The following is a 20,220-nucleotide window of genomic DNA, read 5'->3' on the forward strand; positions in this document are numbered from 1 at the left end:
GCCCGTCGTCACGGCGGGGTCCGGACCTCACCACCGTGATCGGGACCGGGGGCGGGCGCGGGCAGCAGGACCATTCCCGCCGCCCCACCCAGCAGCCAGAGGGCCAGCATGGCGACCGGCCGGCCGAGCACCAGCGTGGCCTGGAAGCCGATGCCCGCCACCGTGACGACGACGGTCGCGGCGCGCCGGACCCCGCCTCCTCCGTCCCACTCCTGGCGGAGCCAACCGGAAGACCGCCAGAACATCCACAGATGCACGACGCCGATGACAGCGGCGACCACGGCGAGGGGGACGGGCACCCGAGGGAACCCCTCGGGCCGCACATGCCCCCGTCCCAGCTCGAGCAGACCGCTGACCAGGGCCACCGGACCGACGAGGGCGAACGCCCCGGCCACGACGCGGACGAACCCGACGCCCACCCGCGGTGTCCCGCCCTTGTCGGAGGATTCGGACCGCGAGGACAGCGCGTGGAAGCGGCGCGCCGCGCCCCGGAAGTCCGTGACGACGATCCAGCCGACGCCGGTCGCCCACAGCCCCCATGCCACCGAGAACAGCCCGCCGGCCGAGTTGCCGTTCGCCATCCGATCCCCCTGTGCGCACCGTGGTCCCGCTCCTCACCGAGCGCGGTGCCGCGCCGCGTGGGGCGGGGGCGGTCGCCGGTGGCACGGCGAGGATGGCAGAGGTCGCCGCCCGGGCGCATTGCCGCATTCCGGCAGTCTTCCCGCGTGGCCCGCGGCCCGGTACCGGCCCGGACCGGTGCGAGGCCGTCCCCTGTGCGGTCTCCCACCGGTCCGGGGCCGCCACCGCCCCCGTCGCCGCCCCCGTCACGGGGCCCGGTGCCGGGACCGGGCCCGGCGGGACCCCCGCCCCGTCCCGGGCCTCCCCCTGGTGCCCGGCACCGGGCCCTCCTCCGTCCCCCGTGGGCTATCCGCGGTCGACGTCGAGTCGTACGCGGTGGCTGTCCCCCGTCGCCGGGTCGAAGGCCTCCACCTCGATACCGGAGCGGCCGAAGGAGAACAGCAGCCGGATCGCCCGCTCGTGCAGCGGGCGTCCCAGGGTGTCGCCGATGTCGACGGTGACGCAGCCGATCTCCTCGCAACCGGCCTCGTCGACGTAGCGCGGCGCCGCCTCGGCGGTCCGGTGGATCCGCAGCTCGATCTCGGTCTGGTCCTCCCACGTGGGGAGGATGGTGAAGGAGAACTCGTCCTCCACCGGCCCGCTGTCCGGGCGCCGTACGGCGACGGCGAAGCGGCCGCCGCACAGGACGTCGCCGTCGTCGTCGCGGAACCTGCGCTCCGGCGGGTCCACACCCTCCTCGAACGCCATCGAGGTCTCGAAGCCGTAGGCGTACCTGGCCTGGCGGAACAGGAACACCCTTGTCCCGTAGGCGAATCGGCCCGCCCCCGGCGCGGTGGAGCCTCCCATCGCCCGCCGCCCTCCCTCCGGTCGTGGGGCTCCCGGACCCGCCCCCGCACATCCCAGGCTGGCCCAATTCCGCGGTTGTCCGGAGTGCCCGGGTGTTGCCAGGGCATATTTGGCAACAGCGGCCGGGGCACCGGGCGATGGAAGACGGAGGCGGCCCTTGGAGGAGCAGCAGAACGGATTCGGGGCGGAGTTGCGCCGGAGGCGGCGGGCGGCGGGCAAGTCGCTGGGCGAACTGGCGGAGCGCGTGCCGTGCAGCCGCAGCTTTCTGAGCCGGGTCGAGAACGGCCTGCGCCGGCCGACGTACGAACTCGCCGAGAAGTGCGACGCCGTCCTCGACGCCGGGGGCGAACTGCTCGGCCTCGCCCCGGAGTCGCGACCGCCCCGCGACCCCCGCGGCGGCGCGCGACCGCAGGCGGTCCGTGGTCCGGCCCGTACCGCCTCCAAGCTGGTGGAGCGGGCCGGGGCCGGCGTCCCCGCCACGGCCTCGGGGTACGGGGAGGAGTTCGACCGGCTCGTCCGTCGCGGGGATCTGCGGCACGCGGCGGGCCGGATGCGGGAGGCGGACCACTGCTACCGGGAGGCGCACCGGCTGGCCGAGGGGCGGCCTCGGGCCCAGGCGCTGGCGGTGGTGCGGATCTGCCGCCGCTGGTCGGACCCCGGCCGGGTCGACCGGGAACTGCTCCAGTTGATCGCGGACGGCATGGCCGCCCTGCGCGACGACCCCGGTCCCGAGGCGGCCGCGCTGCGGCTGCAGCTCAACGCCCACCGGGCGAAGAAGCTCACCATGGCGGTGAGCGCGGACACGGCCGTCGCCCAGGCGGGCCCGGACAGCGGCGCCGCCCTCGCCCGCCGCACGCTGCGCGGCCTCGACCGCGCCGACGCGGCGGGCGCCGGGCCCGAGGTGCGCTGCGAGGTGCTGACGGAATGCCGCTGGGGTCTGTACGACTTCGCCCCCGCCGCCGCCTCTCTGACGCTGTCGGAGCGGCTGCGGGACGCCGCCGTACGCCACGGCTCGGCGTACTTCCGGGGCGAGGCCCTGATGGCGCTGGCCGTGGACCAGTTGCGCACGGGCAGGATCTACCCCGCGCTGTCCACGGCGCAGGAGTACCGCGGGCACGCCGCCGCGAGCCGCAGCGAACTGGCCCGCTGGCAGCAGCGCACTCTCGACACCACGCTCGACCTCTGGCGCGGCCGGTTCGCGGCGGCGGCGGACTGGATCCTGCGGGAGTCCGCCGAGTACGCCGACCGGCTCGCCGCCGACCTGGACGTCCCGGCCGGCAACTTCCGGCAGACCCGAATGGGCCAGGCGTACTGGCTGCTGCGCGAGCAGGGCCGGATGCACGAGCTGTTCGCGGGCGGCCTCGCCGACGACGTGCAGGAGCACGGCTACTTCCCGGTCTGGCGGGCGGGGCTCGTCCTCGCCCTGTGCGAGACCGGTGCCCGGGACCAGGCCGCCGACCAGCTGCAGGCCTTCGCCGACGACACCGACGGCTTCCGCGCCCTGCCCCCGCACGGCTGGGCCGTGCCCACGCTCGCGCTGCTCGCCGAGGCGTGCGCCGCCCTCGCCGGCCACGCCGAGCTGCGGCCGCTGGTCGCCCGGCTGCGCGAACGGCTGGCCCCGCACAACGGCACCGGCATCGCCCTGGCCGGCTGGCCCACGGTGCTGGTGGCGCCCACGGCCCAGGCCTGCGGTGCGCTCGCCCTGGCCGCCGGTGAAACGGACGCGGCGCTGGCCCACTTCCGCCAGGCGGCCGTGCCGGCCCGTACCTCCGCCCCGCAGCTCGCCCGCCTCCGCCTGTGGCAGGCCCGCGCCCTGCTCGCCTCCGGCCACCCGGGGGCCGCCGCGCAGGCCGCGCGGCTGCTGCGCCCGGCCGGCGCGGTCGCGGAGGAGTACGGGATGGCGCGGCTGGCCGCGGAGTGCGCGGAGCTGTCGGCGCAGACCGGCGGCGCCGGCGGGGAGTGAGGCAGACGAGTCGAGCTGTACGCCGGGTTCTGTGTCCGGTCGGCCTCGCGGCCGGCCGGGCGACGGCCATCCATCTAGGGCCGGCGTTGCCGCCGGCCTCGTGCGGTCTACCCGCGGACTCGGGCGGGCAGCCCTCGATCGTCCGCGCAGGGCCGTCTCGCGACGGCCCCTCTTGACCTTGCTCCGGGTGGGGTTTACCTAGCTGCCCAGGTCACCCTGGGCACTGGTGGTCTCTTACACCACCGTTTCACCCTTACCGGGAGCCTCGCGGCCCCCGGCGGTCTGTTTTCTGTGGCACTGTCCCGCGGGTCACCCCGGGTGGGCGTTACCCACCACCCTGCCCTGTGGAGCCCGGACGTTCCTCGGCAGGACCTGGGTCCTGACGCGGCCGCCCGCTCGGCTCGTCTGCCGTGGCGCCCATGCTACCGGGCGATCACGCCGGCGTGAAAAGCACCGTGCGGCGGCCCGGGTCGGCCTGGGTGAGGCGGACCGGGAGCGGCTCGCCGAGCGGGAGGGGGGCGGTGCCGCCGCGGACGTGGGCGACGACGGCCGGGTCGCAGAGGTGGACGGTGCCGGAGGTCGGGTCGGATTCCTTGATGTCGATGACGTAGGCGTCGAAGACCTCGCCGACGCGGTCCTTGAGGACGGCGGCCTCGACGAGGTCGAGCGAGGCGCTCTCGATCGCCCCCGCCGACTGCGCTCCGCCGCGCATGTCGCGCGGCAGGTCGCGATAGGCCGCCTCGACCCACTCCGGCGGCTCCCGCCCGGCCGTCGCGGCGAGGCAGAACTCGGCGGCGTAGCGGTCGACGAGGCGCCGCAGGGGCGCGGTGCAGTGCGTGTACGCGTCGGCGACGGCGGCGTGCACCGCGGGCTCGGCGGGGTGGCCGGGCCAGAAGGGCGTGTAGTCGGCGCCGCGGAACAGGCTGGTGGCCTCGTGCAGGAAGGCCGCGTGGGTGGTGCGCTCCGGGTCCAGGGTGCGGACGAGTTCGGCGTACGAGGTCATGTGCGGCCAGTCGATGCGCAGCGCGGCGGCGACCCGGCGCAGCCGGGCCACCTCTCCGTGCGGGGCGAGCGGCAGCGTGCGGAGGATGCCGGTGCCGGATCGGATCATGATGTCGGCGGCGACCATGCCCGTGAGCAGGGAGATCTGGGCGTTCCAGTGCTCGGCGGGGAGCGGGGCCCGGTACCGCAGGGCGTAGCCGCCGTCGTGTTCGACGACCTCCTGCTCGGGCACGTCGAGGGAGATCCCGCCGCGGGCCCGCTCCTGGTCCTCGCGCAGCCGGCCGAGGGTGCCGAGCAGGGCCACGGGCTCTTCGGCGGTGCCCGCGTCGATCGTGTGCTGCACCCCCGCGTACTCCAGCCTGGCGCGGCTGCGGACGAGGGCGCGGCGGACGTCGACGTCGGTGACCGCGCCGTCCGCGTCGAGGTCGATCCGCCACAGCACGGCGGGCCGGTCCCGCCCGGGCAGCAGGCTGGCCGCCCCCTCGCCGAGCACGTCCGGGTGCAGGGGCACCCGGACGTCGGGGAAGTAGAGGGTCTGCACGCGCCGGTGCGCCTCGGCGTCGAGCGCGCCGCCGGGGGTGACGAAGGCGGCGACGTCGGCGATCGCGTACGACACCCGGTAGCCGCGGCCGCCCTCGCGGACGGCGAGGTGCATCGCCTGGTCCAGGTCGAGGGAGCCGGGCGGGTCGACGGTGAAGAAGGGCACGTCGGTGGCGTCGTACGCGGGCGGCCGGGGGCTTCGGGCGGCCTCCTCGGCCTCCGCGAGCACGCCGGGCGGGAACTCCCGCCGGACGTGGAGGTCCGTGCGGAGCGCGTCGAGCGCGGACCGCAGCAGGGCTCCGTCCGCGGTGGTGACGCGCAGGGGACGACGGGGCATGGAGCGAGCGTAAGTCGGGCGGTCGTAGGCTGCACTGCACACGGGAAACCTGAAGGAGAACAGCTGTGCTCGTCCTGCTACCGCCGTCCGAGGGCAAGGCCGCCGACGGTACCGGCCCCGCCGTCGACCTGGGCTCCCTGTCGCTGCCCGGGCTCACCGCGGCGCGATCGACGGTGCTGGACGAGCTGGTCGGGCTCTGCGCGGGGGGCGACGAGGACAAGGCGGCGGACGTGCTCGGTCTCAGCCCCGGGCTGCGTGGCGAGATCGCCCGCAACGCGGGGCTGCGCGAGGCGCGGACCCGGCCGGCCGGGGAGATCTACACCGGCGTGCTGTACGACGCCCTCGGTCTGGACACCCTGGACGCCGCCGCCCGGCAACGGGCCGCCGAGTCGCTGCTGGTCTTCTCCGGGCTGTGGGGCGCGGTCGGCATCCGGGACGCGATCCCGGCCTACCGCTGCTCGATGGGCGTGAAGCTGCCGGCGCTGGGGGCGCTCGCCGGGTACTGGCGCACACACCTGGCCGAGGTCCTCCCCGATGCCGTCGAGGCCGCGGGCGGCGGCCTCCTGCTGGACCTGCGCTCGGCGGCGTACGGGGCGGCGTGGAAGCCGGCGCCGCGCAGCGCGCTCGCGGGGCGCACGGCGACGGTGCGGGTGGTGCAGGCGGAGACGCGGAAGGTCGTCAGCCACTTCAACAAGGCGACGAAGGGGCGGATCGTCCGGGCGCTCCTGGAGTCCGGGGCGCGTCCGGAGGATCCCGAGGAGCTGGTCGCGGCCCTGCGGGAGCTGGGCTTCACCGTGGAGGTGCAGGGGCCGGGGCGGCTCGACGTCCTCGTGACGGACGTCCACCAGGGCTGACGGCGCCCCGCGGGACGCCGCGCAGAGCCGTCGGGCCGGGCCGGAGCGCGGGCCACGGGCCGCACGCCTCGCGCGGCCCGTGCGCCCGGCCTCACGCGGTGAAGTGCGTCCAGTGCTCCACTGTCCGGAATCCCAGGGACTCGTAGACGGGCAGTCCCATCGGGGACGAGTGCAGGTAGGCCGTACGCGCGCCGCGGTCCCGCTCGGCGGAGACCGCCGCCGCGGTCACCGCCGCACCGTAGCCGCGGCCGCGGTACGCCGGCGCGACGGAGATGTTGAAGACGCCGACGCAGTCGTCCGACCGGAAGGCGAGCGCCGTTCCGACCGCGGCTCCGTCCACTTCCGCGAGGTAGGCGGCCGCGCCCGGCAGGTCCAGGAGCTCCGGGCAGCCCATCTTCCGCATGATCTCCGCCGGGGCCTCGAATCCGGCCGCCAGCGCGGCGACGTAGGCGTCGCTCTCGCGCCCGTCGACCGGGCGGAGGAGGAGTTCCCCGGGTGCCGGGCGGTCCGTCCCGCGGTCGTCCAGTTCCTTGATCATGAAGGGGTGCAGCGATGTCGCCGTGCGGCCCAGTTCGGCCGCGATGGCGGTCAGTTCGGCGCCGGGTTCGGCCCTGACCTGGATGCTCCACGGCACGGAGAGCTCCTCGGCGGCGCGTTTGGCGAGGGCGCCGATCCTTTCCGGCTGGGGAGTGGCGTTGACGTCCACGACAGCGTTCACCGAGGCGAGGGGCGCCCCGGTCACCAGCAGGGAGGTGCCCGATCCGTCCGCCTCGCACATGCCGCCGGGCAGGGCACGCGCCAGAAGCTCCATGGAGGCCAGCCAGGCGCTCGCGGCGGCCTCGGCGGGACGTGTCTGTGTCATCTCGGAATCTCTCCCCTGAACCGCGTGCATCACCGGAAGCCTATCCGGGCGCCCGGTGGGCCGCCGCGGGCCGCCGTTCCCCCTGCCCACCCGGCGCCGGACGACCTGCCGGAACACCGCGTTGCACAGGTCGCAACGCCCGTTGCGGGGGCCGCACCGGCCCGGCACGATGCACCGCATGCTGCTCGATCTCGCCCCCGTCATCCCCGTCGTCACGCTGGACGACCCCGCCGACGCGCCCCCGCTGGTCCGCGCGCTGGCCCGCGGCGGGCTGCTCGCGGTGGAGATCACGCTGCGGACGCCCGGCGCGCCGGAGGCGATCGCCGCGGCCGTCCGGGCCGTGCCGGAGGCGGTCGTGGGGGCCGGGACCGTGGTGCGCGGGGAGCTGGTGGAGACGGCGGTGCGGGCCGGGGCGCGGTTCCTGGTGAGCCCGGGGTGGACGCCGGGCCTGGTGGACGCGATGGCGGCGTCGGGGCTGCCCTTCCTGCCCGGGGTGTCGACCGCCTCCGACGTGGTCGCCCTGGCCGAACGCGGCGTGACGGAGCTGAAGTTCTTCCCCGCGGAGGCGGCCGGGGGCACGGCCTACCTCACGGCGCTGGCCGGCCCGCTCCCGCGCGTCCGGTTCTGCCCGACCGGAGGCATCGACGCGGAACGCGCGCCGGCGTATCTCGCCTTGCCCAACGTGGCCTGCGTGGGCGGCAGTTGGATGGTCCCGCAGGACGCCCTGCGGGACCGCGACTGGGACCGGGTGGAGCATCTCGCCCGCGAGGCGGCCGGGCTCCGCGCGTCAGCGCAGGTGTGAGGTGTCGTTGAGGAGCCGCAGCGACGCGTTCCCGTCCCCGTAGTACGCCACCGCCGACACCGCCGCCGGCGACAGCTCCATCCGGAACAGCGACTCCGGCGGGGCGCCCAGCGCCAGCCGGACCAGGGTCTTGATCGGGGTGACGTGGGTGACCAGCAGGACGGTGCGGCCGGGGTGGCGCGCGATGAGCTTGTCCCGGGCGAGGGAGACCCGGCGGGCGACGGCGGCGAAGCTCTCGCCCCCGGGCGGGGCGGCCTTGGCCGAGCCGAGCCAGGCGTCGAGTTCTTCCGGGTAACGCTCCTTCACCTCGGCGAAGGTGAGCCCCTCCCACGCGCCGAAGTCGGTCTCGCGCAGCCCCTCGTCGACCCGTACGTCCAGGCCCAGCCGGTCGGCGACGGCCTGCGCGGTCTGCCGGCAGCGGGCCAGCGGCGAGCTGACGACGGCCTGGACGGTGCCGCGGGCGGCGAGGGCGTCGGCGACGCGCCGGACCTGCCAGAGGCCCTTCTCCGAGAGCCCGGGGTCGTCACCGCCGCTGCCGGAGAAGCGCTTCTCCGCGGTGAGCGGGGTCTCGCCGTGCCGCACCAGGACGAAGGTGGTGGGCGTGCCGAGGTCGGCCGCCGCGGCCCAGCCGACGGGCGGGGCCTTGGGAGCCTCGTCCACGGGCTCGGGCTCGGTCGCGGTGGCGACCAGGGCGGCGGCGGAACGGCCCGGCTGCCACTGCTCGCCGCGCTTGCCCGCGTCCATCGCCTCGTTGGCCAGCCGGTCGGCGTGCTTGTTCTTCTCGCGCGGGATCCACTCGTACGTGACCTGCTCCGGCGGCAGGACCGTCTTCGCCTCGGCGGCCAGCGGCCGCATGTCCGGGTGCTTGATCTTCCAGCGGCCGGACATCTGCTCGACGACCAGCTTGGAGTCCATCCGCACCCGCACCCGGGCCTGCGGGTCGATCCCGTGCACGGCGCGCAGCCCGGCGATCAGGCCCCGGTACTCGGCGACGTTGTTGGTGTGCGTACCGATGAACTCGGCTGCCTCCGCGAGCACTTCGCCCGTGGCGGCGTCGCGGACCACGGCGCCGTACCCGGCCGGTCCCGGGTTGCCCCGGGACCCTCCGTCGGCCTCCACCACCAACGTACGGGCCATTACAGACCCGACTCGGGGGTGCGGACCAGGATGCGGCGGCAGTTCTCGCACCGCACGACCTCGTCGGCCGCGGCCGACCGCACCTCGTTGAGCTCGGTGATGTTCAGCTCCAGCCGGCAGCCCTCGCAGCGCTTCTGGTAGAGCCGTGCGGCACCGACGCCGCCGGACTGGGCGCGCAGCTTGTCGTAGAGCTTCAGCAGGTCGGCGGGGACCGAACCGGCGATGATGTCGCGCTCCTTGGTGACCGTCGCCCCCTCGGCGTCGATCTCCCGCAGCACGGTGTCGCGGCGCTCCACGGCCTCGCCGGACTTGGCCTGGACGGAATCCAGGCGCCCGGTCAGCTCCTGGACCCGCTCCTGCAGGCCCTCGCGGCGTTCCATGACCTCCAGGACGACGTCCTCGAGGTCGCTCTGCCGCTTGGCGAGCGAGGTGATCTCGCGCTGGAGGTTCTCCAGGTCCTTCGGAGAGGAGACCGCGCCGGAGTCCAGCCGCTCCTGGTCGCGGACGGCGCGCTTGCGCACCTGGTCCACGTCCTGCTCGGCCTTGGTCTGCTCGCGGGCGGTGTCGCTCTCCTCGGTCTGGGCGGCGACCAGCAGGTCGCGCAGCTGGGTCACGTCGGAGTTCAGGCGTTCGATCTCCGCGTGCTCGGGAAGGTTGGTGCGCTTGTGGTCCAGCTGCGCGAGGCGCGCGTCGAGGGCCTGGACCTCAAGCAGTCGGATCTGGTCTGCGGGCGCGGCTTTCAGCGGGGGGCTCCTGAGGTCGTGGGTTCGTCAAGGGAAAGTTCCGGTGCCGGGGCGTGGGCCGTCCACGGGTCGGTGACGGCGCGCGACACATCCGTGCGCAGCGCCCAGCCGTGCCGTTCGGAGACCTCGTCGAGCCGGCGCGCGGCCTGCTCGCACCACGGCCATTCGGTGGCCCAGTGGGCGGCGTCCACCAGCGCGGGCGGTCCGGCCTGCTGCGCCTCGGACGCCGGGTGGTGGCGCAGGTCGGCCGTGAGGTAGACGTCCACCCCGGCCTTGCGCACCTCGTCGAAGAGGCCGTCGCCGGAGCCGCCGCACACCGCGACGGTGCGCACCGGCCGCTCCGGGTCGCCGGCCACGCGCAGTCCGGTCGCGGTGGCCGGCAGGCCGGCCGCGGCCCGCCGGGCGAACTCCGCCAGGGTCATCGGCTCGGGCAGTTCGCCGATCCGGCCGAGGCCGCGGCGGCCGGCCGGGTCGGCCGGGTCGGGCACGAGGGGTCCGGTGACGCGCAGGCCGACGGCCTCGGCGAGCGCGTCGGAGACCCCGGGGTCGGCGCGGTCGGCGTTGGTGTGGGCCACGTGCAGGGCGATGTCGTGTCTGATCAGGGTGTGCACGACCCGGCCCTTGAAGCCGGTCGCCGCGACCGTCGTCGTCCCGCGCAGATAGAGCGGGTGGTGCGTGACCAGCAGATCGGCACCGGTCGTGATCGCCTCCTCGACGACCTCCCGCACCGGGTCGACCGCGAACAGCACCCGCCGGACCTCGGCGTCCGGGTCGCCGCAGACCAGACCGACGGCGTCCCACTGCTCGGCCCACGTCGGGGGCCAGAGGGCTTCGAGGGCGGCGATGACGTCGGACAGTTTCGGCACGGGTCGAGATTACCGCGCCGGTGCGGGGCGGCCGGAATCCCGGGCTGGTCATGAGCACACCGAGCATCCGAAGTCCGACGGAACGGGACGAGAGCCACCCTTACGTGTGAAGACCACCGACTCGTGTCGGACGGCCGGGCGTGCGAAAACTAGCGTCGTGGCCCGGAGGTGAGCCACACCATGACAGCCTGCGCCACCGAGACCACCACCGTGCGACGGGCCGGGTTCACGATCGCCGCGGACGGTTCGTACGCCGCCTGCCTGGCCCAGGCGCCGGACGGGGGTGACAGCTGGTACCCCGAGCGCTGGACGCTCGGCGGGCCCGAGCCGTACACCGTGCCGCTCCCCGGCGACCAGCCCGAGGAACAGTGCTCCGAGGTCCTGCCGCTGCCCGACGGCCGGGTGCTGATCCGCCGCCGGGTCGCCGACCGGTACGACCTCGCCCTGCTCTATCCGACCGGCCCCGGCACCGGCGAACTGCTCGTCGGCTCGCTGCCGGGCGGGGACGCCGAGGCGCGGCTGCTGCCGCCGGTCGCGTCGGGTGAGGCGTACGCGCTCACCTACGATCCGGCGCGCGAGGTGTCGGCGGTGTGGCTCGTACACGACGACCGGGACCTGCGTCCGCGCCGGCTGGTGGAGATCCCGGGCCGCTGCGGGGGCGGCACGTGGCTGGACCGGGCGGGCCGCATGCTCGCCCTGGACCACGAGAGGGAGGGGACGGTCAAGACGGTCGCCGTCGACCTGGACCGGGCCGGGGCGGTCAGCCCGCTGCTGCAGATCACCGAGGCCAGCAACGACCGGCTGCTGCTCGCGGAGCCCGACAGCGGGCTGCTGATAGTACGCAGCGACGCGACCGGCGAGGACCGCATCGGCTGGGGCGTGCTGGGCAGTCGCCGGCCCATGCGGTTCGCCGAGTGCCTGCGCGTCCCGGACGCGGTGCTCACCCCCTTCGCGGCGCAGCCCGGACAGGTGCTGATGCCCGAGGGCTGCGCGGTCGCGCTCCGCGCGGACGGCCCGCACGGCACCTCGCTGGCGGTCTGGCGGCCCGGGGAGCGCCGCGCCACCTGGCTGTCGGCGCCGGAGGGCTGGCTGCCCGGGGCGGGGCTGTGGTCGGCGCGGGGGGTGCTGCGGCTGCCGTACGCGTGCGCGCACTGCCCGTGCGGGACGGTGGAGTACGAGGCGCCTCCCGCGGTGCCCGCCTCGTCCGCGGCGGCGGGCATCGCCGAGGGGGGTCCGGAGGAGGTTCCGGAGGCGGCCAGGACCAGCCCCGTGCTCCCGTTGCAGAAGGCGCCGCTGGCCACGGGATCTTGAATCGGTAAACTCCTGCGGCGTTCCGCGCACCTTGCACGCTAGTCACGGGGAGTCTCCTCATGTCCGATGCCCGACACGACACCGCCGCCGAGGCCCGCCTCGAGGACGGTTCCGCCGAGGGCCCGCACGCCGGCCGCCACCGCGGTACGGCTTCCGCCCAAGACGACGACGCCCAGGCGGTCCAGGCGCCGCACGGCCGCCACCGCCGCCCCTCCGGGCCCCCCGCCATGGAGTTCTGACGGGCCCGGAGCCCGGGTTCAGCCCCCGTGCCGCAGGGCCAGCACGTCGGTGGCGGCGAAGGTGTCACCGGGGTCACGGCCCGCCCAGTACGGGGTGAGCACGTCGTCCAACTCGTCGTAGGTGAAGGCGTCCTTGGCGGTGTCGAACCGCGCCGCGACGCGCGGGCGGTCCATCACCGCCACCATCCCGCCGTGCACGACGAAGAGCTGGCCGGTGATCCGCTCGGCCGCCGGTGACGCCAAGTAGCCGACGAGCGGGGCGACATGCTCCACCGCGAGCGGGTCCGGCCCGTCGGCGGGCCGCCCGAGGCCCGCGAAGACGTCCTCGGTCATCCTCGTGCGCGCACGGGGGCAGATGGCGTTGGCCCGTACGCCGTACCTGCCGAGGGCGGCGGCCGTCGACGAGGTCAGCCCGACGATGCCGCCCTTGGCGGCGGCGTAGTTGGGCTGGCCCGCCGAACCGGCGAGGAACGCCTCCGACGAGGTGTTGACGATACGGCCGTAGACCGGGGCACCGGCCGCCTTGGAGCGCTCGCGCCAGTGGGCGGCGGCGAACCGGGTGGTGGCGAAGTGGCCCTTGAGATGGACCCGGACGACGGAGTCCCACTCGTCCTCGGTCATCGAGAACACCATCCGGTCCCGCAGGATCCCCGCGTTGTTGACCAGGATGTCGAGGGCTCCGTAGGTGTCGACCGCCAGCCGGACCAGGTCCTGTGCCTGCTCGAGGTCGGCGACGTCCCCGTGGTGCGCCACCGCGTGGCCGCCGGCCGCGGCGATCTCGGCGACGACCTCGTCCGCTGGGCTCGCCGACGCCTCCCCGGAGCCGTCGCGGCCGGGCTGCCCGTAGTCGTTGACGACCACGTTGGCGCCCAGCCGCGCCAGTTCCCGTGCCTCGGCGCGGCCCAGGCCGCGCCCGGCCCCGGTCACGATCGCCGTCCTGCCGTCCAGCACGCCCATGCCGTCTCCCGTCCCCGGTCCCCGTGTCAGACCGCGATGCAGGTGCGCAGGGCCTCGCCGCTGCGCATCTGGTCGATGGCCTCGTTGATCTGGTCGAGCCGCACCCGGTGCGTGATGAGCCCCTCCAGGTCCACGCGCCCGGCGCGCCACAGGCGGATGACCCGGTCGTAGGACCGCAGGACGTCGCCCCCGCCGTAGAGGGAGGGCAGGATGCGCTTCTCGTCGAAGAAGAGCTCGAACATGTTGATCTGCAACTGGTCGTCCATCGCCCCGGCGCCGACGACGCAGAGCGTGCCGCCACGCCGGGTGGTCTCGTAGGCGGTGCGCGCGGTCGCGCCGCGGCCGACGACCTCGAAGACGTGGTCGAAGCCCTCGCCGCCGGTGATCCGGGCCTTGGCGTCGGCCAGTTCCTCCGGGGCGACGGCGTCGGTGGCGCCGAAGCGCAGGGCCGCGCCGCGGCGGGACTCCACCGGGTCGACGGCGATGATCTCCGAGGCGCCGGAGGCGCGGGCGCCCTGGATGACACTGATGCCGACACCGCCGCAGCCGATGACGGCGACGGAGGAACCGGGGGTCACCCGCGCGGTGTTGAGGGCGGCGCCGATGCCGGTCGTGACGCCGCAGCCGATGAGGGCGGCGATCTCGTACGGCAGGTCGTCGGGGATGGGCACGGCGCAGGGGGCGGCGACCACGACCTCCTCGGCGAAGGTGCCGGTGCCCGCGAAACCGAAGACGTCCCCGGCGGGGCGGCGGAAGTTGGGCGTGCCGGCGTTCATGAAGCCGGCCAGGCACAGGTGGGACTGGCCGCGACGGCAGGCAGGGCAGGCGCCGCAGGCCGGGAGCCAGCAGACCAGGACGCGGTCGCCGGCCTTGAGCCCCTCGACGCCCTCGCCGGTCTCGACGATCTCCCCGGCGCCCTCGTGGCCGGGGACGAAAGGCGCGGGCTGCGGCAGGACGCCGCTCATGGCGGACAGGTCGGAGTGGCACAGCCCGGTCGCCCGCAGCCGGATGCGCACCTTGCCGGGGCCGAAGCCCACCGTCTCGATGTCGTCGACGACCTCGAGCTTGTCCTGGCCGATCTCCTGCAGGAGCGCTGCGCGCATGGGCTGTCCCCTCTCCCCTTCGGGCCTTACGAGTACTCGACGACGGTGTCGGCCAGGACCGGCGCGTCGTCCCGTTCGACGGCGGTCGCCGACGCCAGGACGCGGCCCTGTCCGGACCACATCCGGATGCGCAGGGTCTCGCCGGGGAAGAAGACCCCGGCGAAGCGGGTGGAGCAGGCCCGTACCCGGCCCGCGTCGTCGCCGAGCAGGGTGTCGACGACGGCCTTGAGCGTGATGCCGTAGGAGCACAGGCCGTGCAGGATGGGCCGGTCGAAGCCGGCGTGCTTGGCGAACTCGGGGTCGGCGTGCAGCGGGTTCCAGTCGCCGGAGAGCCGGTAGAGCAGGGCCTGGTCCTCGCGGGTGGCGCGCAGGACCGTGTGGTCGGGATCCCGCTCCGGCGGCGCGGTGCGGGCGGAGGGACCTCGGTCGCCGCCGAAGCCGCCCTCGCCCCGGACGAAGATCTGCGCGTCGGAGGTCCACAGCGGCCCCTGCTCGTCGGCGACCTCGCGGCGCAGCACGATGACGGCTGCCTTGCCCTTGTCGTACACGTCCGCGACGCGCGAGGTCTGGACGGCCCGGCCTCGGGCGGGAACCGGGCGGTGCACCTCGATGCGCTGGGCGCCGTGCAGGACGGCGGCGAGGTCGATCTCGATGCCGGGCAGGGACAGCCCGCCCCGCGCCTCCCCGGCGGCGACGGAACCGCCGGCCACGGTGGCGAAGCTGGGCAGGACCTGGAGACCGGGGCCCTCGAGGGCGTAGTTCAGCGCGTTCGCGCCGAGGCCCAGGTGGTAGAGGATGACGTCCCTGTGGTCCCAGACGAGTTCGGCGCTGCGGGGCTCGGCCGAGGTGGCGGCGGCGACGTCGATCGGCATGTCGGCGGCTCCTTCGCTGCACGGTGGGCCCTGGCGCGGCCGTCCGCACCGTCGGCCCCGCCAGGGCGTGCACTAGAACGTGTTCTAGCCAGCCCATGTATAACGCATCACCCGGGCACTGGGAATAGCTGACGCATCGTCAGAATAGCGCGCCGGCGGTGACATTTGTCCTGCCCGGGTCCGTACATTCCCCACTGACCCCGCCGGTGGCCCCCGCCGTAGTGTCGGTGACATGACGACGACAGTGAGTTTCGCCAGGGCGGTCAAGACGTTCGGCGCGGTACGCGCGGTGGACGGCGTCGACCTGGAGATCCACCGGGGGGAGTCCGTCGCCCTGCTCGGCCGCAACGGCGCGGGCAAGTCCACCGCGATCAGCCTGCTGCTCGGACTCAACGAGCCGGACAGCGGCGAGGTCCGGCTCTTCGGCACCACCCCGCACGCGGCGGTCCGCGCGGGCCGGATCGGCGCGATGCTGCAGGACGGCCGCCCGATCCCCCGGGTGACGGTGCGCGAGCTGCTCACCTTCGTGGCCCGCACCTACCCCGCCCCCATGCCCGTGGCCGAGGCGCTGCAACTCGCCGGGCTGACCGAGGTCGCCGGCCGGCGCGCCGACCGGCTCTCCGGCGGCCAGGCGCAGCGCGTCCGCTTCGCCGTGGCGCTGGCCGGCAACCCCGAACTCATCGTGCTGGACGAGCCGACCGCCGCCCTGGACGTCGAGGCCCGGCGCGCCTTCTGGGACTCGATGCGGGCGTACGCGGCCCGCGGCAACACCGTGTTGTTCTCCACGCACTACCTGGAGGAGGCCGACGAGAACGCGGACCGCATCGTGGTGATCGACCGCGGCCGCGTCGTCGCCGACGACAGCGGCGACCGCATCAAGCGCGCGGTCGGCGGCAACCTGGTCTCCTTCGACCTCGCCGGGGCCGCCACCGAGGGCCTGCGGCAGCTGCCGGGGGTGGTCTCGGTGGAGGTCCGCGGCGACCGCGCCCTCCTGCGCTCCGCCGACTCCGACGCCACCGTCGTCGCCCTCGCCGACCACGGCATGGTCCGCGGCCTGACCGTGACGGCCGCCAGCCTGGAGGACGCGTTCCTCTCCCTCACGTCCTCCGCCGAGGACGTCACCCCGCGCACCGAGGAGAAGGTCTGATGCTGCTCGCCTACGTCTCGCTGGAGATCCGGCGCACCCTCCGCGACGCCGGATTCGTGATCTTCGGCGTCGGCATGCCGGTCATGATGTACCTGCTCTTCACCAACCTCGGGGTCAGCGGCTCGGAGGAGGACAAGGCCGCCGCGCTGGCCGCCATGATCGGCATGGCCGCCTACGGCGCGCTGGGCTCGGCGGTGAGCACCGGATCGAGCGTCGCCGAGGACAAGGGGCTCGGCTGGCTGCGCCAGCTGCGGATCACCCCGATGTCACCGCTGCTGGTCGTCACCGGCCGCTGCATCAGCGGCTCGATCACCGTGCTGCCCTCGATCCTGGCCGTCCTGCTCGCCGGCGGTCTGGTCAACGGCGTGGACCTGGAGCCCTGGCAGTGGGCGGCCATCGGCGGACTGCTGTGGGCCGGCACCGCCCCCTTCACCCTGCTCGGCCTCGGCAACGGCTACCGGCTGTCCGGGCAGACCACGGGCGTGGTGAACATGGCCTGCAACCTCGGCCTGTCCGTCGTCGGCGGCCTGTGGATCCCCGCATCCGTCTTCCCCGGCTGGCTGCGGACGGTCTCCGAGTGGACCCCGTCCCACCGCTTCGGGCAGCTCGGCTGGAGCGTCGCGGACGGCGGCGCCCCGCAGGCCGGCACGGTCGCCCTGCTGGCAGCCTGGACGGCGCTCTTCGGCGCGTACGCGGTGTACGCCTACCGCCGCTCGGCACGCACCGCCTGACACACACCGGCACCCGCGGAAGAGGAGGAGGAACGGCCATGGCGATCACGACGGAACCCCGGCGGCCGCTGCCGGCCCGCATCTGGCACGAGTGGCGGCACCTGCGGGTGACCCGGTCCCTCTCCGAGGAGATCGAGGACCTCAGGCCCCCGAACCGCTTCACCTTCCTGCCCTGGCTGCTGATGGGCGTGGGCGCCCTGTCCCACCTCCTGCAGGGCAAGGCCGCCAACCCCTGGCTCGGCGGCCTCGGCCTGCTGGCCTTCAACTCCCTCTACATCGGGGTCGTCTTCACCGCCTTCAACCCGCGTGCGGCGGCCGGGAGGGCGCCCCGGCTCTACCTGCTCGCGCTGGCCGCCGTCACCTACGCCCTCGCCATCGGCTACGGCGGCAGCTGGCTGGTGTTCTTCCCGCTGCTGTCGCTGGCCGTGGGGATCGTGGTGCGCGGCCGCCGGATGGGTCCCGTGCTCGTCGCCCTCGCGGTGTCCGCCGGGATCGTCTCCGGGCTGCGCAGCGGCGACATCTGGGAGGGCGTGTCCATCGGATACGGCAGCCTCATCTCGGGCCTGGTGACCGCGGCCATGCTCACCCTCTTCGACGCGGTGACCCAGCTGCGCGCCACCCGCCAGGAGCTGGCCCGCAACGCCGTCGCCGAGGAGCGGCTGCGCTTCTCCCGCGACCTGCACGACCTGCTGGGGCACACCCTCTCCGTGGTCGTCGTCAAGGCCGAGGCCGCCCGCCGGCTCGCCCCGCGCGACCTCGACGCCGCCCTCGCCCAGGTCGCGGACATCGAGGCGGTGGGCCGCCAGGCCCTCACCGAGATCCGCGAGGCCGTCACCGGCTACCGCGAGGGCAGCCTCTCCACCGAGCTGGACCGCGCCCGCTCGGCCCTGGCGGCGGCCGGGATCGAGGCCGTCGTCAAGGAGTCCGGTCCACCGCTGCCCTCGCAGACCGAGGCCCTGCTCGGCTGGGTGGTGCGGGAAGGGGTCACCAACGTCGTACGGCACAGCGGTGCCGGCACCTGCCGCATCGAACTCGCCGGCACCGAAGGGCACGTACGGCTGCAGATCACCGACGACGGCCGCGGCGTAGGCTCGGCCCCGGACCTCGGTTCCCGCTTCGGCTCCGGGCTGAAGGGGCTCACCGAGCGCCTCGCCGCGGCCGGCGGCACCCTCGCCACGGGCCCGGCACCGCGGGGCGGGTTCCGGGTGGTCGCCGAACTTCCGGTGGAGGAGGAACAGGCCGCATGAGCAGCCCCATCAGAGTCCTGCTGGCCGAGGACCAGGGCATGATGCGCGGCGCGCTGTCCCTGCTGCTGAACCTGGAGGACGACATCGAGGTCGTCGCGCAGGTCGCCGCGGGCGACGAGATCGTGACCCGCGCGCTGGCGGCCCGGCCCGACGTCGCGCTGCTCGACATCGAACTCCCCGGGCGCAACGGGCTCGACGCGGCGGCGGAACTGCGGGAACGGCTCCCGGGGTGCAAGGTGCTCATCCTCACCACGTTCGGCCGCCCCGGCTACCTGCGCCGCGCCATGGAGGCCGGGGCGTCCGGCTTCCTGGTCAAGGACGGCCCCGTCGAGGACCTCGCCGCGGCGATCCGGCGCGTCCTCGCCGGGCACCGCGTCATCGACCCCGCGCTCGCCGCGGCCGCCCTCAGCACGGGGCCCAGCCCGCTGACGCCGCGCGAGCAGGACGTGCTCAACGCGGCCGCGGACGGGGCGACGGTCGCCGACATCGCGGCGCGGGTGCATCTGTCGGAGTCGACGGTGCGGAACTATTTGTCGTCGGCGATCGGGAAGACGGGCACCCGGAACCGGACGGAGGCGGTGCGCACGGCTCGCCACAACGGGTGGCTCTAGTTTGTGCCCGGGGTTCGTCTTGCGGCCGGTTGTTGTGTGCGGGTCGTTTGCGCCTGCGGCGGGCCTCCACCCACCCGCCCTCCCTCCCCCAACCTTCGGCCGGGGGTGCCCCCATCCGGCGCGGTCAGGTGCCGCCTCGCGCGTGTGCGGTGGGCCGGGGTCGGGGCCTCCGGGGCTGGGCATTCTGGACCGCATATTTATGTGCATGGCGGGCGGTCCATGTTGGTGCCGTCTGTGCCGCACAACAAATACACGTAAGTGTCCAGAACGCCCACCCTCCCCCAGCCTTCGGCCGGGGGTGCCCCCAACTCCCCCGCCCCCTCCGTCTCGTAGCGCGCCTGATCGCCGGAGGGGGGTCAAAGGGGGGAATGCCCCTCCGCCACAACAACGCGCCGGAACACCGGAACCCGGTGCGGGCACCTGCGAATGGAGGTGGATGGATGAGTTACTCGCTATGGCTCGACATCTACGAAGCGGCGTGGACCAACGCCTCCACGCTCGCACGTCGCACGTGTCCACGCTGCGAACACGCTGATCTGAACCTGGTCTTCATGGCGCCAAGGGTGCCCTCTCACGTCGTCATGGCCGCACTCTGGTGCGGTGCCTGTCTCCACGGGATCCATCTCGGGAGATGCCTATTCGGCGAAAGCGGGCCCGATCTCCCCCGGCTCGAAGATCGGGCTCTGTTCCGCCGAACATGTCGGCGAAAGCGAGCCCGATGTCCCATAGCCCCCCGCCGGCACCCCGAATCAGCCGCAGACGCCGGTTACGGCAGGCGCGCCACCCACGAAGGGTGCGCGTCGCAACCAGCCATCTCTACCCGCGGACGGCGACGAGACCGGCACCCCTCGAACAACCGGCCCCGCTCCGGAGCCTGAACCCACGCCGTCCACCGACCCGCACACCGCCGACGAGGCATGGGCCCCCACCCTCCCATCCGCAGCCCGCCGCTTTGCGACCGAAGGGAGCGAGACGGCGCGACAGCCCGACCACCCACCCGCACAAGCACCCACCCACCGGCCCGAGGGCTCCAAACCCGAGACCGCGAAGATCTGGAACCGGGACGACGCAGAACGCGAAAAGCCCGTACCCAACTACTCCCTTGTTCCACCGGAGTAGGTCCTGTGCAATCCCTTCCGCTGTACCGCCCCCCGTTGCGGCGGAGCGTTCTGGTCGGCGGAGGGGCTCTTTCCGTTTCACCCCCTCCGGGGATCAGGCGCGCTACGAGAGGGAGGGGGCGGGGTCGTAGGGGTGGGCGTTCTGGACACTGGGCGTATTTGTGTGCGGCACCCGGGACGACAAAAGAAAGTGCCCGCCACGCACGTAAATATGCGTCCAGAATGCCCAGCCCCGGAGGCCCCGCACCCGGCCCACCCACACACGCGCGAGGCCCGCACCGACCGCGCCGGGCAATCGGGCGGGCGGGCGGGGGACCCCCAACCGCAACCACAAACGGCGCCGCACACAAACA

Annotated in this window: 19 protein-coding genes and 1 other RNA gene; 9 read left to right on the top strand and 11 right to left on the bottom strand. The window is 74.4% G+C overall.

Annotated elements, in window-relative coordinates:
• Positions 1-8 precede the first annotated feature (8 nt).
• Positions 9-581: a hypothetical protein gene (locus AB0F62_RS27565; protein ID WP_361804656.1), complete on the bottom strand. Its 573-nt coding sequence runs from the start codon at positions 579-581 to the stop codon at positions 9-11.
• Between the two features lie 343 nt (positions 582-924).
• A complete protein-coding gene (locus AB0F62_RS27570; protein ID WP_361804659.1) occupies positions 925-1,425 on the bottom strand; it encodes a hypothetical protein in 501 nt (166 codons plus the stop codon).
• A 157-nt stretch (positions 1,426-1,582) separates the two neighbouring features.
• Between AB0F62_RS27570 and AB0F62_RS27575 the strand changes: the two genes are divergently transcribed.
• On the top strand, positions 1,583-3,388 hold the full coding sequence (locus AB0F62_RS27575) for a helix-turn-helix transcriptional regulator (RefSeq protein ID WP_361804662.1): 1,806 nt from the start codon (positions 1,583-1,585) through the stop codon (positions 3,386-3,388).
• A 2-nt stretch (positions 3,389-3,390) separates the two neighbouring features.
• Here the strand turns inward: AB0F62_RS27575 and rnpB are convergent.
• Both rnpB and AB0F62_RS27585 read right to left on the bottom strand, forming a co-directional pair.
• Positions 3,391-3,792: RNase P RNA component class A (rnpB, locus tag AB0F62_RS27580), an RNA gene on the bottom strand.
• 29 nt (positions 3,793-3,821) lie between these two features.
• The gene (locus AB0F62_RS27585) at positions 3,822-5,267 is read right to left on the bottom strand and encodes an RNB domain-containing ribonuclease (RefSeq protein ID WP_361804665.1); all 1,446 of its coding nucleotides are present in this window, start codon (positions 5,265-5,267) and stop codon (positions 3,822-3,824) included.
• Positions 5,268-5,332: 65 nt separating this feature from the next.
• On the opposite strand from AB0F62_RS27585, the gene yaaA reads away from it, so the two are divergent.
• A complete protein-coding gene (yaaA, locus tag AB0F62_RS27590; protein WP_361804668.1) occupies positions 5,333-6,121 on the top strand; it encodes a peroxide stress protein YaaA in 789 nt (262 codons plus the stop codon).
• 91 nt (positions 6,122-6,212) lie between these two features.
• Here yaaA and AB0F62_RS27595 read toward each other — a convergent pair whose 3' ends face one another.
• Entirely contained in the window at positions 6,213-6,983 is a 771-nt protein-coding gene (locus AB0F62_RS27595; RefSeq protein ID WP_361804671.1) for a GNAT family N-acetyltransferase, read from the bottom strand.
• A gap of 178 nt (positions 6,984-7,161) precedes the next feature.
• Between AB0F62_RS27595 and eda the strand changes: the two genes are divergently transcribed.
• A complete protein-coding gene (gene eda / locus AB0F62_RS27600) occupies positions 7,162-7,785 on the top strand; it encodes a bifunctional 4-hydroxy-2-oxoglutarate aldolase/2-dehydro-3-deoxy-phosphogluconate aldolase (protein ID WP_361804674.1) in 624 nt (207 codons plus the stop codon).
• On the opposite strand, the gene AB0F62_RS27605 is transcribed toward eda, so the two are convergent.
• Genes AB0F62_RS27605 through AB0F62_RS27615 form a run of 3 tightly spaced genes read right to left on the bottom strand, consistent with a single transcriptional unit; the run spans position 7,771 to position 10,531 of the window.
• Complete coding sequence (locus tag AB0F62_RS27605; protein ID WP_361804677.1) at positions 7,771-8,922, bottom strand: bifunctional RNase H/acid phosphatase; 1,152 nt, start codon at positions 8,920-8,922, stop codon at positions 7,771-7,773. The two genes, eda and AB0F62_RS27605, sit on opposite strands and share 15 nt — an antisense overlap.
• Positions 8,922-9,665 (bottom strand): C4-type zinc ribbon domain-containing protein, encoded by a 744-nt coding sequence (locus tag AB0F62_RS27610; RefSeq protein WP_361804798.1) that lies wholly within the window; start codon positions 9,663-9,665, stop codon positions 8,922-8,924. The genes AB0F62_RS27605 and AB0F62_RS27610 overlap by 1 nt, the downstream gene beginning before the upstream one ends.
• Entirely contained in the window at positions 9,662-10,531 is an 870-nt protein-coding gene (locus AB0F62_RS27615) for a Nif3-like dinuclear metal center hexameric protein (RefSeq protein WP_361804680.1), read from the bottom strand. The genes AB0F62_RS27610 and AB0F62_RS27615 overlap by 4 nt, the downstream gene beginning before the upstream one ends.
• Positions 10,532-10,711: 180 nt before the next feature.
• Between AB0F62_RS27615 and AB0F62_RS27620 the strand changes: the two genes are divergently transcribed.
• Together AB0F62_RS27620 and AB0F62_RS27625 are read left to right on the top strand one after the other, a co-directional pair.
• Complete coding sequence (locus AB0F62_RS27620) at positions 10,712-11,842, top strand: hypothetical protein (protein ID WP_361804683.1); 1,131 nt, start codon at positions 10,712-10,714, stop codon at positions 11,840-11,842.
• A 59-nt stretch (positions 11,843-11,901) separates the two neighbouring features.
• Positions 11,902-12,081, top strand: coding sequence for a hypothetical protein (locus AB0F62_RS27625; protein WP_361804685.1), 180 nt, complete (start codon positions 11,902-11,904; stop codon positions 12,079-12,081).
• Positions 12,082-12,099: 18 nt separating this feature from the next.
• Here the strand turns inward: AB0F62_RS27625 and AB0F62_RS27630 are convergent, their stop codons facing one another.
• Genes AB0F62_RS27630 through AB0F62_RS27640 form a run of 3 tightly spaced genes read right to left on the bottom strand, consistent with a single transcriptional unit; the run spans position 12,100 to position 15,013 of the window.
• Complete coding sequence (locus AB0F62_RS27630; protein ID WP_361804688.1) at positions 12,100-13,038, bottom strand: 3-oxoacyl-ACP reductase; 939 nt, start codon at positions 13,036-13,038, stop codon at positions 12,100-12,102.
• A gap of 26 nt (positions 13,039-13,064) precedes the next feature.
• Entirely contained in the window at positions 13,065-14,141 is a 1,077-nt protein-coding gene (locus AB0F62_RS27635) for a Zn-dependent alcohol dehydrogenase (protein ID WP_361804691.1), read from the bottom strand.
• A 26-nt stretch (positions 14,142-14,167) separates the two neighbouring features.
• On the bottom strand, positions 14,168-15,013 hold the full coding sequence (locus AB0F62_RS27640) for a MaoC/PaaZ C-terminal domain-containing protein (RefSeq protein ID WP_361804694.1): 846 nt from the start codon (positions 15,011-15,013) through the stop codon (positions 14,168-14,170).
• A gap of 232 nt (positions 15,014-15,245) precedes the next feature.
• Here AB0F62_RS27640 and AB0F62_RS27645 point away from each other — a divergent pair, with 232 nt between their 5' ends.
• Genes AB0F62_RS27645 through AB0F62_RS27660 form a run of 4 tightly spaced genes read left to right on the top strand, consistent with a single transcriptional unit; the run spans position 15,246 to position 18,749 of the window.
• On the top strand, positions 15,246-16,160 hold the full coding sequence (locus AB0F62_RS27645) for an ABC transporter ATP-binding protein (protein WP_361804697.1): 915 nt from the start codon (positions 15,246-15,248) through the stop codon (positions 16,158-16,160).
• Positions 16,160-16,891 carry an ABC transporter permease gene (locus tag AB0F62_RS27650; RefSeq protein ID WP_361804700.1) on the top strand — a complete coding sequence of 244 codons (732 nt, stop codon included), beginning with the start codon at positions 16,160-16,162 and terminating at the stop codon, positions 16,889-16,891. The genes AB0F62_RS27645 and AB0F62_RS27650 overlap by 1 nt, the downstream gene beginning before the upstream one ends.
• A 38-nt stretch (positions 16,892-16,929) precedes the next feature.
• Positions 16,930-18,138, top strand: a complete 1,209-nt coding sequence (locus AB0F62_RS27655; protein WP_361804703.1) for a sensor histidine kinase — start codon at positions 16,930-16,932, stop codon at positions 18,136-18,138.
• Complete coding sequence (locus AB0F62_RS27660; RefSeq protein ID WP_361804706.1) at positions 18,135-18,749, top strand: response regulator transcription factor; 615 nt, start codon at positions 18,135-18,137, stop codon at positions 18,747-18,749. Before AB0F62_RS27655 ends, AB0F62_RS27660 begins: the two co-directional genes overlap by 4 nt.
• The last annotated feature ends 1,471 nt before the right edge of the window (positions 18,750-20,220 follow it).

The organism is Streptomyces sp. NPDC026673, from assembly GCF_040638135.1.
Taxonomy (GTDB): Bacteria; Actinomycetota; Actinomycetes; order Streptomycetales; family Streptomycetaceae; genus Actinacidiphila.